This is a genomic window from Luteibacter jiangsuensis, from assembly GCF_011742555.1.
In the GTDB taxonomy this organism is placed as follows: domain Bacteria; phylum Pseudomonadota; class Gammaproteobacteria; order Xanthomonadales; family Rhodanobacteraceae; genus Luteibacter; species Luteibacter jiangsuensis.
In genome coordinates this window covers 237,084-249,555 of the sequence record NZ_JAAQQR010000001.1, presented here as the reverse complement: position 1 = coordinate 249,555, position 12,472 = coordinate 237,084, and the positions used below count along the sequence as shown (strand labels likewise).

Sequence of the window (12,472 nt, the reverse complement as noted above, 5' to 3'; positions counted from 1 at the left end):
CCGGCATCGGGCGGTGCGGCTTCAGGAGATCGGTGGGCGCAGCGGAGAACGCGCGAAAGCGGGCGATTCGCCCGCAGTCACAGCCAGACGCAGGCTCGACGGCCGCTCCGCTATCGCCATGACGGTTGCATGCGTGGGCAGGGCCACCGCATGCACACAGGTGCAATGACACCCGCCGCCTTCGCCGAGCGCGCAGTAGTCGTCGGCATCGGCGTTCGTGCCCTGAACGGCGATCGGGGCAGCCGGCGAGCCGTCGGTGAAGGCGACACGGGGCCCGTCGAGCGCGCAGAAGGTCGACATGGTTATCTTGAAGAGCAGCACGGCCAGCGCAAGCATCCACACGCCGCGATGGCGGCGCAGACGGACGAGGAGGCTTGGCGGGCGGCGGGACATGGCGCACATCGTAGTCGGAGGTGCCGTTGTTAGACAATTCCAACCGAATATCCGTCGGATCCTGGGCGCTCCCATCGACGTGGGGCTTCCGCGGCCTTCATACCCGTATCAGCCGTTTGTCCTAGCCGTCGGTTGCATGCCTGCACTGCCGAGGTGCTATGGCTATCGCGGTCGCTCCGCGACAGAGTCGATGTTACCGGACGCCTGCACGCATGGCGCGTCCGACCTCGAATGGGAGCAGCCATCATGCATTGGCGTGCCAAAGGCGTGTTACAGAAGGTGCTCGGTCACGTGCCGGGCGGCGAACAGGCGCATTACCTGCTGCAGCGCCGCTTTGGCGGCCTGCGCGGGTTCCGTCGCGAGTTCGACGTCAAGATGGACGACTGGCGCCTGATGGTCGGACACCTGCGCGATGTCGGTCGTCCCATCGCAGGGGCGCGACTGTTCGAGGTCGGCAGCGGCTGGTATCCCACCTTTCCATTCGCCTGCTATCTGGGCGGCGCCCGCCAGGTCGTCACGGTGGATCTCAACCGGCACATCAGGCCGGCGCTGGTGCGCAACTGCGCCGCTAACCTCGCGCGATACACGGCGCTCATTGCCGAGGCATGCGGCATACCCGAAAGCGATGTCAGGCAGCGCCAGCAGGGCCTTCTGGCACGACTGGAGCGAGGCGACGACGTGGGGGTGGCCAGCGAGGGTGTGGTGGTCTACGAGGCGCCCGCCGATGCGGCACGCACCCGGCTCGACGGGCAGCAGGTGGATTGCGTTTTCTCCAACAGCGTTCTCGAACACGTGCTGCCCGAGGCGATCGACGGCATCTATCGCGAAGCCATGCGTATTCTGGCGCCCGGAGGGATCATGTTCCATTCGGTGAACTGCGGCGACCACTACGCCTATGTCGATGGCAGCATCAACCAGCTCAACTACCTGCAGTATTCGGACCGCGAATGGCGACGCTGGGACAACGCCTTCCTCTACCAGAACCGCATGCGCGCCTACGAATTCGTGGAACGCGCCGCCGCCGCCGGTTTCGACATCGTGCTCAACACCGAGTGCGCACGCGAGAAACGACTGGCCGAACTGGCGAGCATGCAGGTGCATCCACAGTTCGCGCACATACCGCCCGAGCGGCTGTGCGTGACGTCCATCGACTTCATCGGCCGCAAGCCCGGTACGGTGAGCGCATGAGTCACGCCATCGTCAGCGTGATCATGCCGGCCTACAACGCGGCTGCAACCTTGCGGGGTGCCGCGCTCTCGGTGCTTTCGCAAAGCCACGAAGCCTGGGAGCTGATCATCGTGAACGATGGCTCCCGCGACGGCACCGCATCGATCATGGACGACCTCGCCGCGACCGACCCGCGCATCCGCACGATCCATGCCCAACGCAACGCCGGTGTTGCCGCCGCCCGCAACGCCGGCATGGCGGCGGCCCGCGGCAGCTACATCGCTTTTCTGGACAGCGACGACAGCTGGCACCCGGCCAAGCTTCGACGTCAGCTGCAGCATATGGCCGACACCGGAAGCGCCATCTGCTACGCGCCTTACGATCGTGTTTCGGAAGATGGCCGGCTGCTCTCGCATGTGCGTCCTCCGACGCGGGTGGGCTATGCGCAGATGCTGCGCAGCAACCACATCGGGAATCTCACCGGCATCTACGACCGCAGGCTGGGCGACATCGATTTCCGGAAGGTCGGCCACGAAGACTACGTGTTCTGGCTGGAGATGGTGCGTCGAGCCGGCGTCGCTACGTGCGTGCCCGGCAGCGAGGCGCTGGCATACTATCTGGTGCGTAACGGTTCGGTGTCTGCCGACAAGTGGCGCGCGGCGCAATGGCAGTGGCGCATCTACCGGGATGTGGCCAAGCTCGACTGGTTTTCGTCCAGCCGTCACATGTGCCAGTACGCGTGGCTGGCCATGCGCAAGCGCCTGGTCTGATTCATCCGGTTGCCTGGGCGGGTTCGGGGATCTTCCCGGGGCGAGCCAGTTCGAAGTCGCGATAAAGGCCCGGGTTGCCGGTCATTCCGGCCTCTGCCGCCTTGGCCACGTTGTACATTTCGCGCGCCGTCACGTAGTGCAGCACGTAATCGCTACCGTCGTTGTAGGCGGTCTCCAGGTAATCGTGCATGTCTTCGATCGGCTTGCCCAGCAGCGTGTCCATGTCACGCTCTTGCGTGCCGTGCGTGTGTACCTTCACGAACACCCATTCCGGGCGGCCTTCCACGTGGATCCCCGTGCGAACCCACTGGTCCACGCGATGGCGTGACGGCGGGCAGCCCTTGCGGATATCGGAATTCTCGATACGCGGCACGATGCCGAAGCGGCGGTCCTTCCAGTTCAGGCCCAGAGGCCCCTGGATGATCAGCAGGTCGCCCACGGGCTCGCCGCCGACGCGCATCGGCACGCCGGTGTCGTGCGACTTGCAGCGCTGCGGATCGTCGGTGGCGTAGTAGATGGCGTTCGACATGCGCGTCTGTGTGTCGCTCGGCGCCGAGGGTAGGGTGAAATCGGCGTAGCAGCCGAGCTCCCGCAGCAGGATCAATTCATTGTCGATGCCGCACCAGCGCCCGTCGGGGCGCGAATTGTCCAGGCACCAGTTGCCGTGGATGAACGCGAAGCGCAGCTGACCGGTCACCGGATCGCGGGGAAGCGCGTCGTGCCTGTCGTGCAGCAGGCGGTTGAACCGGTCCATGGTGGCGACGAAGTTCTCTGGTGTGTCGTTGTCGTGATGCAGGTGGATCTCGATTTCGCCATAGCCGTCGGCGCACAGACCGGCGATCTTGTCGAGGTGTTCCTCCACATACTCTTCTTCCGGGTAGAAGAAGGTGTGCTGTGGCATGCGCCCGTCCGCGTCGCGGTGGCGCGATGCCAGCGCGCGATACTCGGCGCACCAGCGGTCCACGCGGCGGCGCTGGGTGTCCATATCCACGCGACCCCAGTTCGGCTCGAAATGATCCACGAAGCAGAACAGCACATGCACCGGACCTTCGGCCCTGGGCGGCTTGCGCCGCGTGAGGTAGCCCCACAGCCAGTACTGCATGTTGCGCGCGCGGATGGCTATGGTCAGCAGCAGCGCAGCGGCGAGGAGGAAGACGAGGGCGACGGCTGCGATCATGGGCATGCCTCGGCTGGCACGAGTGTCAATAGCTGTTCCGCGTTGTTGCGCCACTGCCGTTCATTCGCGATGTAATCGCGGGCAGCCTGCCCGACGCGCCTGCGTTCCTCCGCCTGCTGGGCCAGTTCGAGCACGCGTTCGACGCAGGCCGCGGCGTCGCCGCGAGGGAACAGCCAGCCGGTGTGACCATCGGCGATCACCTCGGCAACGGGCGCGTAGTCGGGCGCCACCACTGCCACGCCCATGCCCATGAACTCGAAGAGCTTCATCGGCGAACCATAGTGATTGGAGTTGGGCAACACGGCATAGTCCATGCAGGCGATCCAGCTCGCCACCTCGTCGTGGGGAACGCGGCCCGGCAGCAGTACGCGGTCCGACAAGCCGCGTGCCTCGATCAGCTCGCGCACGGCCGGCAGCGTCTTGCCGTCGCCGACGAAAACAAGCGCAAGGTCCGGCACGCTGTCGAGCCGCTGGGCGATGGCCTCGACGAAGGCGTCCACGCCGTGCCAATGCGCGAACGCCCCAACGTGGCCGCACACTGTCCTTCCGCTGAGTCCGCGTTGCGTACGCAGGACCTCCCGATCGAAACGCGACGGATCGAAACGGGGCAGGTCCACGGCATTCGGTGAAATGACGCAAGGCGAGATCTCGCCGTAGGCGGCTATAGCAGTTTCGCGAAAGTAGGTGGAAATGAACACCAGGCCCGTGGCATGCCGGAAACACCAGCGTTCGATGCGCCGTGCCAACAAGCGCATTTTCAGAGGCCGCACCCGCTCCACCAGTGCCGAATCGTTGATTTCCAGCACCAGCGGAATGCCGCGCCGCCGGGCCAGCCAGATGGTGGCGAACAGGAACAATGAGTAGCGCTCATAGATGAGCTGCGGCTGTGCCACCCGCCACGCGCGGCTCATACGCGCCAGTGTGACCACGTTGTAGAGCAGCTCGAACATCTCGAAGACGACGCCGGGAAGCTTCGTGACAAGGCCGGCGAGACGGCTACGGCTCCCGGTCGTCGTCGTCTCCACTTCGCGCTCCGGGTCGGCGCCGGGAAACGACATCACGTCCACGTCGTGGCCCAGCTCGCGCAGTGCCCCCACGATGCCGCGGATATGCACGCCTTCCACGTGCCGGCCGCGGGTGCGGTGATGGTAGAGGATCCTCATGCGGCGCTCCCGGGCAGCGCGGCGAAGCGCATTCCCTGCGCCAGCCATTCCGGCAAGAGTACGTCGAGCGCATCGGCCGCCTTGTCGCTGTCGTCGTGCATGAGCACGATGTCGCCCGCAAGGGGAGGGTCATTGCGAAGGCGATCGATCAACGCGCCCACCGGACGGTCCTGGTAGTCGAGGCTGTCGTAAGACCAGTACACGAGACTGCGGCGCCGGCGGGCGAAATGCGCGAGCAACGAGGCTCCGACATAGCCGTGCGGCGGGCGCATGCGATGGTGCGGCCGATTGTCGAACAGGCGAAGCGCGGCGTCGGTGCGATACACCTCGTCGAGCTGCTTCGCGAGGTTCATGTTGCGGAACGACCAGTGGCTGTACGAATGATTTCCTATCATGTGGCCTTCCTCGACGATGCGCTTCACGATGTCGGGGTGCTGTTCGATCTTCTCGCCCACCAGGAAGAAGCTCGCCTTCACGCCGTGTCTGGCAAGCACGTCCAGGAGCTTCGGCGTGTGCTCCGGGTCCGGGCCGTCGTCGAAGCTCAGGTAGCGCAGGTCGGCGTCGCGGGTGCGCGTGAGGACGAGATGCTCCGGCAGCAGGCCGAGAAGGTCTTGTTTTCTGAGTTTCAGGGTCATGTGTTCGGCAGGCGGCCAGGCTGATCGGGTGGGGTGGTTCTGCGTCGCGGTAGCCGGTTGGCACCCGCCACGGCACGAAGGAGCACGCGCTCCAGCCGGTCGATGTTTTCTTCCCAGCGGAAGGTGGCGGCGTGCGCCGCGATCGCCGCCGGATCGAAGTGGCGTTCGAACGCTTCCACCAGCGCGGTGCCGAGTTCGTGCGATTGATGCGGGGGCACGAGGATGCCCGCGTGGTCGGGAACGACCTCGGGAATGCCACCGACGGCGGTGGCGACGATAGGTATGCCGCAGGCCATGGCTTCCAATACCACGTTGGGCACGCCTTCGTTATGGCTCGGAAGGCATAGTACGTTTGCCGCGCGGAACCAGTCGGCCAGTTCGGCGTGGTCCACGGCGCCGACCAGGCGCACCGCAGGGGCGACGCACAAGGCCGCGGCCCTGTCCTCGAGGTTGCCGTGGCACGGCCCGTCGCCCACATAGACGAGCCTTGCGTCCGGGTGGCGGGCCATCAGTGCCGGAAAGGCCTCGATGAGGTCGAGGCATCCCTTCGTGGCCTTCAGGTTGCCTGCGTAGAGCACGATTGGCGCGCCGGCGGGCAGATCGAGCCGCGCGCGCGCGGCGCTCCGGTCGCCGCGGTGGAAGAGGCGCGTGTCGACGCCGTTGTACAAGGGTTCGACCGTGTCCGCGCTTGCGCCAAGGTCCACCGCCTTGCGCGCCAGGGCCCGACTGACCGCAATCACGCCGGCGGCCCCCCGCAGCGCCCAGCGGATCTGCGGTCGACGCAGGCGGAACTCCGCCTGCACGTTCAGGTCGCTGCCATGCACCTTCACCACATACGGAATGCCGAGCAGGCGAGCGACCCATGCGGCCCCCGCCGCGTCCGGATAGCCCCAACTCGCCAGCATCACGTCGTAGCCCGCGTTACGCAGGTCGCGGCGTCGCTGCCACATGAGGCAGGCGAAGAAACAGAACGCATTGAGGAAGCGGCCGAAGCCGGGCGGGTGGAAGAAGGTGAAGTAGTCGGAGACGACGCCCGCCACACCGGCGTCGCCCGACGTGCCGGCCATGCGTTCGCGGAAATCGACCGCCGTGAGCACGTGCACCTCGTGGCGTTCCGCAAGGCGCTGGAACTGCTGCCGGTTGAACGTGCCGCGCCGGGGATCCCAGGGCGTCGGAAAGAGATTGGTGACGACCAGGACTTTCACGACGCCGTATCCAGGTCGCCGAAATAGAGCTGGCCGTAGCGCGCCGCCATGGCTTGTAGTGATCCATGGGCTTCCACCCACGCCCGCGCTGCCGTACCCAGGGTGGATGCCCTGTGCGACGCATGCAGCAGCTCGAGAATCGCGTTGGCGAGCGCCGGCGGGTCGCAAGGAGGCACGAGCCGCCCGGTGGCATCGTCGTGCACGATCTCCGCGTTGCCGCCCACGTTGGTGGCGACGATCGGAAGGCCTGCCGCACAGGCCTCCAGCAGGGCCATTGAATAACCCTCGGTAACCGACGAGAGCGCGAACAGGTCGAAACCCTGCATCAGTTCGCGCACGTCGTCGCGGTCGCCCAGGAAGTGCACGCAGCCGGCTACGCCTTCGTCGAAGGCGCAGGCCCGGAGCGTCTCGCGCAGTTCGCCGTCGCCCACCAGAACCAGGGCGGTGTCCGGACGGGCATGACGCACGATGCGAAAGGCGCGGATGAGGCCGGCCTGGTCCTTGGTCCAGTTCAACCGTCCCACGCTGCCCACGATGCGCGTGCCGGGCGGTACGCGAAGAAGCCGGGTGAGCCGTTCGTGCATGGCATCCGAGGCCACGTCGAAGCCGTCGAGCACGATGCCGTTCGGCACCACGCACGTTTTCGCGGCGGGTGCGATGCCGCGGCGGACCGCGTCGTCGCGCGCGGCCTGGCACACGGCGACCACGGCGTCGGTGGCGGCGAGTGCGCGGCGGAACAGCCATTCCCGCCGCCCCGGCTTGCGCTGCGCACCCATGCCGTGTCGTGTGTTCACCACCTGGCGGATACCCATGCCCGCGCTGGCGAGCACCGCCTGGTAATGCGCCACCGCGTTATGCGTATGCAGGACCTCCGTGCGGTGTTCGGCCAACAGGCGGCGGGCGCACCCCAGCGCGCGCAGGTCGAAGCCCTTGCGCTTGTGGCATGCCGAGACGGGCACCCCGATGGCGTCCAGCTCCGGGGCCAGCGAGCCGCGCTCGAACAGGCATACCACCTGCACCTTGTGGCCCTCCCGGTGCTGCTCCTTCACCAGGTCGATGACCATGCGCTCCAGGCCGCCGCGGTTGAGGTTCTCCACGAAGTGGGTGATGTTCACGACGCCAGCTCCGAAACGGTGACGCGCAGCTTGCCGCTGCGGGTGAGGGGAATGTCGTCGACGAAATGACAGTGCAGCTCGGTGCTGTCGCCCAGCACCTTGGCGACTTCGCGGCGAATGTAGTCGAGCGAGGTGTCCTCGAAATCGCGACCTCGCACAATGGAGAGGTCGAGGCGTTCGAGGCTGCGCTGCACGAGCTGGAACCGGGCCAGGCCGGGAACGTCCTTGAGCATGTGCGGGAAGAACTCGCCCGGAAGGATATTCCCGGCCGGCGTGCGGATGGCATCGAGCTTGCGTCCGTCGACGGAGGCGAGCAGCGGCAGGCCCCGGCCGCATGCGCACTGCGACGTTGCGTGCGTGGCCATGTCGCCGTTCACATAGCGGATGAAGGGCATGCCGTAGTTGAAGAGGTCGGTGAGGGCTACTTCGCCGCTGCCCGTTCGCGTGGGCTTGCTGTCGGCGCCCAGCGTTTCCACCACCAGGTGGTCGGCGTTCACGTGCAGGCCCTCGCGATGTTCGCACTCGGAGGCGATGAGCATCACCTCGCGGCAGCCATAGGTGTTGAAGGCGGGCGCACCGAAGGCGCGCTCGATGATCTCGCGCTGGAACGGATGCAAGGCCTCGGCGGCGCCGATGATCGATTCCGGGCGAGCCACTCGCCGCCCGTGTGCCAGCAGCCATTCCGCGAGGCGGACGAGCGGGCCGACGTAGCCGACGATCACTTTCGGGCGGTACGCGTCGATCGCATTCGCGTAGTCGGCCATGTTGCTTTCGCTCATGCGGAAGCTGTCGAGCACCTTGCGGGCGAACACGGCGTTGTAAAAGCGGTCCTTGGCCCGCTGCGAGCGGCTCGGCTCGCCCACGGGCCCGCCCCAGAGAAACAGTGTGCGCCGGCCCATGCGCGAGCCCGCCCAGCCGTAGCCACGCCACATGACCGCGATGCGGCGATCGTTGCTTTCGCGCGTGTATCCGTAGCGCAGGGGCTCGCCTGTGGAGCCGCCGGTGGCCTTGTAGGCCAGCGTATCCTTCAGCGTGCGCGCCTTGAGATCCTCGGCGTTCGCGCGGATGTCCGCCTTCGTCAACACCGGCAGCCTGGCGTAGTCGTCCAGGTTGCGGATGTCACGCGGTTCGATGCCTTCGGCATCCCAGCGCCGGCGATAGTAGGGCACCTCCCGATAGCACCAGTCCAGCAATCGCTTCAGCCGTTCGAACTGCAAGGCCTGGATCGCCTCGGCCGACAACCATTGCTCGTGCGCATAGCGGCGCACGTAGGCCGGCGTGTCGCGCCGGCGAAGGCCGCCTTCGTAGACGGGCCAGAGAACGCGGCGCAGCAGGGTTTCGTAGGTCTTCATGTGGTGCGCAACAGGAATGCGACGAGGACGAACAACGCGAACACGCTGCACGCGCCGGTGGGTACCCAGCGCCAGCCGCCGTCGGAAAGGCGAAACATCGGCAGCTCGGGCCAGCGCCGGCGAGCGCCGACGTAGTGCCCGGCGACCATGGCCGCGATGAGGTACAGCACGACCATGTAGCTTCGGCTCAGGAAGAAGGCGGCGGCGAACAGTCCGCAGAGCGAGAGCAGCAACGTGAGGGCCATCTGCTTTTCGGTCGTCCAGGCGGCTTCGACGGCAGGGTCGGCGTCCGCCGGGCGCTGGAACCTCACGATCTTCAGCATCATGAGGAAGCCGTAGGCCACGAATGCCAGCCAGAGTACGAAGCCGACGAAGCCGGTTTCCGCCAGCACCAGGATGAAGGAGTTGTGCGCGGTCAGTTCGTTGTACTCGGTGAAGTTGCCGGGACCGACACCGAGCAGCGGATTGTCGCGGAACATCTCCAGGCCCGAGTACCAGGCATCGACGCGGCCGGCGGCGGATTCCTCCCCCGCGTCCAGTTCCTCCATGCGCGAGGAAAGCATCTTGAGCACCGCGAGTCCCAACACGCCGAGCACGGCTGCCACGGCCATGCCCTTGCGATACCAGATATAGCAGCCTGCCACGACAAGCACGGCGAGCATGGCGCCGCGCGAATTGGTGAGATAGGTGCCGTAGAGCAGCAACAGCGCCGCACCGAGCCATACCGGCCGCAGCATGCTCGCGCCACGGCGGCCGAGGAATACGGCCATGGGAAAGGTGGAAGCGAATAGCAGGCCCAGGTCGTTGGGGTCGTTGAAGATGCCCACGTACTGGATGCGACCGCCCTCGCCCAGGGGAACGCCCGTCCAGCCCACGCCGAGTTTCGCCTGCTCGACGCCGTGCACGGCGAGTACCGCCGCGCAAGCGACGAAGACGCCCATGGCCACGCGTACGCGCTTCTGCGTGCCGCATGAGGCGCCGAAGATGAAGAACGCGATCACGACAGGGCCAAAGCGGGCCAGCTCGTCCACGGCGCCGCCGGCCCAGCCGTTGGTCGCCTGCGACACCATGAGGATGAGAAGGAAGGCCGGAAGGATCACGAACTGCGGTGCTTCGAAGGTTTTCTCCTTCGACACCACCCATGCCGCGAATGCCATGAGCAGCACAACCGGCAGGATGGGCACGGTGTCCAGCCCCGCGACGTAGTCCTGGGGACGAATGATGGTGAGAACGACGTAGAGGAGGATCAGGGGGAACATGACATCTCCCGCGGCCCGTTGGCGGCGTGCGGCGGCGTGGGGTAACTCATCAGCTGTGGCAGCGCGAGCATCGCCGCGAACCAGCCAGGGCCCATGTTGCTTTCCACCGGCAGGCGCTGCAGGGCATAGCGGTTCTCGCTGGGCTCGGCGTTGGTGCCGCAGATGTAGCTGCACGCCAGCTGGAAGCCAGCGTTGCGCGTGGCGGCTATCACCGCGTCGTTATAGGCCCGATCGCCGCCGATGGGATACGACATGAGCACCGCGGGATGGCGCAGCTCCCGGTCCAGCGTGGCCTTCGACTCGCGAATCTCGCGCTCCATGTCGTCCTGCGGAAGCCGGGCCAGCATCCGGTGGTGCACGCCGTGCGAACCGAACTCCAGGCCGGCGGCTTCCATTTCGCGCGCCTGGTCCCAGGTCATCGGGCGACAGTCGGCGGGGCGCGCATTGACCGAAGGCATGCCCCATTCGGCCTCGAGCCGTTCGATCATCGCCGTCTGGCCGAGGGCGTCCATCCATTTCATGCGCAGTAGCACGTTACCTGCGATACGGCGTCGCAGCGCACGCGTGGCCGGAAGAGGGATGTCGATCGCCAGCTCCGGCAGCACGAGCTGCGGCGCATCCGTCAGAAGGATCATGTGCACCAGCCAGTCGTACGCGTACGGCCGGCCCGTATCGAGGTGGCCGGTGGAAACGAAGAAGGTGGCCGGTACACCCACCTCGTCCAGGATCGGCGCTGCGATACGGTAGTTGTCGTCGTATCCGTCGTCGAAGGTGACCGCGACGGAATCCGGCGGAAGCGCCTCGCCCGCATCGAGCGCGGCGACCACGTCGGTAAGTCGGATCGGCCGGAAATGTCTCTTCAGCCGCAGCATCTGCTCGCGGAACTCGGCAGGCGGCGTGCTGATCAGTTCCATGTCGAACTCGTAGGCGTCCGGATCCGGCACGGGCATCACGCGGTGATAGGCGAGAATGCGCAAGTCGCGCTGCCACCAGGCGCGCACACGCTGCAGGGAATGCAGCAGGCCGCTGGAATAACAGAGTTCGCCGAGCCGGCCTCGAATGCCGGGCGCGCCGCGCTGGGTCGTTGGGATCACCATAGGTGCAGCCTGCGGTTGCGTGCGAAAGCGACGAGCGCCTGTGCGGCGAAGAGATTGAGATAGAAGAAGGCGACCGCGATACGCAGCGGCGGCAGGCGCCCAAGGAGCGGCTGCAGGCGGGCCATGGCAACCAGCAACAGGCCACCCACCAGGCTGCCGAACGCGACGGCGTACATCGGGTGCCGCGTTGCCAGCAGGCCGCTGCTCGCCGTGAGCGCCACGATCAGCCATGGGGCCAGCAGTCGCAGCAGCTTGTGGCTGACGAAGCGGAACCACAGGGGATTGCACCATGGCAGCAGAAGCCAGGGCGCAACCTGGATGAGCTGGTAGTTGCCGGCCAGGGTGAGGATCTTGCGACGGCGCTCGTCCTCGGGCATCTGCGACGGCTGGTCCCACGCCATGGCCTTCGGCTCGAAGACCACCCGTTTGCCCTGTGCGGCCACGCGCATGGGCACCAGCACGTCGTCGAGTACGGTACCTTGCGGCAACGGCGCGAAGAGGGCGCGACGCATCGCGTGGATCCCGGCGGTCACGCCGATGGTTGAGCCGGACAGGCTTTCCGAGCGACGGATGCCTTTCTCGTAACGCCAGTAGAAGTCCACGCCCTGCGCGAATCCCGTCCGCACGTTTTCCATGTGCAGTTCGCCGGTTACGGCCCCGACGTCGGGGTCGCCGAGGTTTGCCACCAATTCCTTCAGAGCCACGGGGGAGAGGCGCTGGCGCACGTCGGTGAACAGGATCACCTCGCCACGCGTGAGCGCCACGGCGTCGTTGATGCATGCGGCCTTGCCGCGGCGGTTGGGGTGGTCGAGCACGGTCAGCCGCGGGTCGGTGGACCGACGGGCCAGCGCGACGGTGGCGTCGCGGCAACCGTCGCATACCAGCACGATGTCGACCAGCGCCGCCGGGTAGTCCAGCTGGCGGAGGTTGGCCAGCTTTGCGCGGATGTGCCGTTCCCCGTCGTGCACGGCGAGCACGATGCTCACCGTGGGCAGGATGTCCCGCTTCGCCACGGGCCGCGGCCGCATGCGTGCCTGCAGCCACATGAGCAGCGGATAGCCGGCGAACACGTGCACGAGCAGGGCAGCCGACGTCCAGCAGATGAACCAGGCAATGTGTGTCATGGCGTTCCCCCCGGG

Annotated in this window: 12 protein-coding genes; 2 read left to right on the top strand and 10 right to left on the bottom strand. The window is 66.5% G+C overall.

All coding sequences use genetic code 11. The annotated features are described in order from the left end of the window. Window positions 1–21: 21 nt before the first annotated feature. Window positions 22–393, bottom strand: a complete 372-nt coding sequence (locus HBF26_RS00985; RefSeq protein WP_167122197.1) for a hypothetical protein — start codon at window positions 391–393, stop codon at window positions 22–24. Between the two features lie 246 nt (window positions 394–639). On the opposite strand from HBF26_RS00985, the gene HBF26_RS00980 reads away from it, so the two are divergent. Together HBF26_RS00980 and HBF26_RS00975 are read left to right on the top strand one after the other, a co-directional pair. Further along, window positions 640–1,581 carry a class I SAM-dependent methyltransferase gene (locus tag HBF26_RS00980; RefSeq protein WP_167122194.1) on the top strand — a complete coding sequence of 314 codons (942 nt, stop codon included), beginning with the start codon at window positions 640–642 and terminating at the stop codon, window positions 1,579–1,581. After that, on the top strand, window positions 1,578–2,330 hold the full coding sequence (locus HBF26_RS00975; RefSeq protein WP_167122193.1) for a glycosyltransferase family 2 protein: 753 nt from the start codon (window positions 1,578–1,580) through the stop codon (window positions 2,328–2,330). Before HBF26_RS00980 ends, HBF26_RS00975 begins: the two co-directional genes overlap by 4 nt. Window position 2,331: 1 nt before the next feature. Here the strand turns inward: HBF26_RS00975 and HBF26_RS00970 are convergent, their stop codons facing one another. From HBF26_RS00970 to HBF26_RS00930, 9 genes are read right to left on the bottom strand one after another with little or no spacing between them, the layout of a single operon-like run. Further along, on the bottom strand, window positions 2,332–3,507 hold the full coding sequence (locus tag HBF26_RS00970; protein WP_240151153.1) for a hypothetical protein: 1,176 nt from the start codon (window positions 3,505–3,507) through the stop codon (window positions 2,332–2,334). Beyond that, complete coding sequence (locus HBF26_RS00965) at window positions 3,504–4,670, bottom strand: glycosyltransferase family 4 protein (protein ID WP_167122189.1); 1,167 nt, start codon at window positions 4,668–4,670, stop codon at window positions 3,504–3,506. Before HBF26_RS00965 ends, HBF26_RS00970 begins: the two co-directional genes overlap by 4 nt. After that, window positions 4,667–5,305 carry a polysaccharide deacetylase family protein gene (locus HBF26_RS00960; protein WP_167122186.1) on the bottom strand — a complete coding sequence of 213 codons (639 nt, stop codon included), beginning with the start codon at window positions 5,303–5,305 and terminating at the stop codon, window positions 4,667–4,669. The genes HBF26_RS00965 and HBF26_RS00960 overlap by 4 nt, the downstream gene beginning before the upstream one ends. Then, the gene (locus HBF26_RS00955) at window positions 5,302–6,510 is read right to left on the bottom strand and encodes a glycosyltransferase (protein ID WP_167122184.1); all 1,209 of its coding nucleotides are present in this window, start codon (window positions 6,508–6,510) and stop codon (window positions 5,302–5,304) included. Before HBF26_RS00955 ends, HBF26_RS00960 begins: the two co-directional genes overlap by 4 nt. Continuing rightward, window positions 6,507–7,625: a glycosyltransferase gene (locus tag HBF26_RS00950; protein ID WP_167122181.1), complete on the bottom strand. Its 1,119-nt coding sequence runs from the start codon at window positions 7,623–7,625 to the stop codon at window positions 6,507–6,509. Before HBF26_RS00950 ends, HBF26_RS00955 begins: the two co-directional genes overlap by 4 nt. Next, window positions 7,622–8,977, bottom strand: a complete 1,356-nt coding sequence (locus HBF26_RS00945; protein WP_167122179.1) for a phenylacetate--CoA ligase family protein — start codon at window positions 8,975–8,977, stop codon at window positions 7,622–7,624. Before HBF26_RS00945 ends, HBF26_RS00950 begins: the two co-directional genes overlap by 4 nt. Next, window positions 8,974–10,236, bottom strand: a complete 1,263-nt coding sequence (locus tag HBF26_RS00940) for an O-antigen ligase family protein (protein WP_167122177.1) — start codon at window positions 10,234–10,236, stop codon at window positions 8,974–8,976. The genes HBF26_RS00945 and HBF26_RS00940 overlap by 4 nt, the downstream gene beginning before the upstream one ends. Then, window positions 10,224–11,333, bottom strand: a complete 1,110-nt coding sequence (locus HBF26_RS00935; protein WP_167122175.1) for a polysaccharide deacetylase family protein — start codon at window positions 11,331–11,333, stop codon at window positions 10,224–10,226. The genes HBF26_RS00940 and HBF26_RS00935 overlap by 13 nt, the downstream gene beginning before the upstream one ends. Then, window positions 11,327–12,457, bottom strand: a complete 1,131-nt coding sequence (locus HBF26_RS00930; RefSeq protein WP_167122173.1) for a glycosyltransferase family 2 protein — start codon at window positions 12,455–12,457, stop codon at window positions 11,327–11,329. The genes HBF26_RS00935 and HBF26_RS00930 overlap by 7 nt, the downstream gene beginning before the upstream one ends. Window positions 12,458–12,472: the final 15 nt, after the last annotated feature.

Excerpts from the sequence above, each read along its gene's own strand:
- HBF26_RS00985 (WP_167122197.1), bottom strand. The coding sequence starts at position 393 with ATGTCCCGCCGCCCGCCAAGCCTCCTCGTCCGTCTGCGCCGCCATCGC.
- HBF26_RS00980 (WP_167122194.1), top strand. The coding sequence starts at position 640 with ATGCATTGGCGTGCCAAAGGCGTGTTACAGAAGGTGCTCGGTCACGTG.
- HBF26_RS00975 (WP_167122193.1), top strand. The coding sequence starts at position 1,578 with ATGAGTCACGCCATCGTCAGCGTGATCATGCCGGCCTACAACGCGGCT.
- HBF26_RS00970 (WP_240151153.1), bottom strand. The coding sequence starts at position 3,507 with ATGATCGCAGCCGTCGCCCTCGTCTTCCTCCTCGCCGCTGCGCTGCTG.
- HBF26_RS00965 (WP_167122189.1), bottom strand. The coding sequence starts at position 4,670 with ATGAGGATCCTCTACCATCACCGCACCCGCGGCCGGCACGTGGAAGGC.
- HBF26_RS00960 (WP_167122186.1), bottom strand. The coding sequence starts at position 5,305 with ATGACCCTGAAACTCAGAAAACAAGACCTTCTCGGCCTGCTGCCGGAG.
- HBF26_RS00945 (WP_167122179.1), bottom strand. The coding sequence starts at position 8,977 with ATGAAGACCTACGAAACCCTGCTGCGCCGCGTTCTCTGGCCCGTCTAC.
- HBF26_RS00940 (WP_167122177.1), bottom strand. The coding sequence starts at position 10,236 with ATGTTCCCCCTGATCCTCCTCTACGTCGTTCTCACCATCATTCGTCCC.
- HBF26_RS00935 (WP_167122175.1), bottom strand. The coding sequence starts at position 11,333 with ATGGTGATCCCAACGACCCAGCGCGGCGCGCCCGGCATTCGAGGCCGG.
- HBF26_RS00930 (WP_167122173.1), bottom strand. The coding sequence starts at position 12,457 with ATGACACACATTGCCTGGTTCATCTGCTGGACGTCGGCTGCCCTGCTC.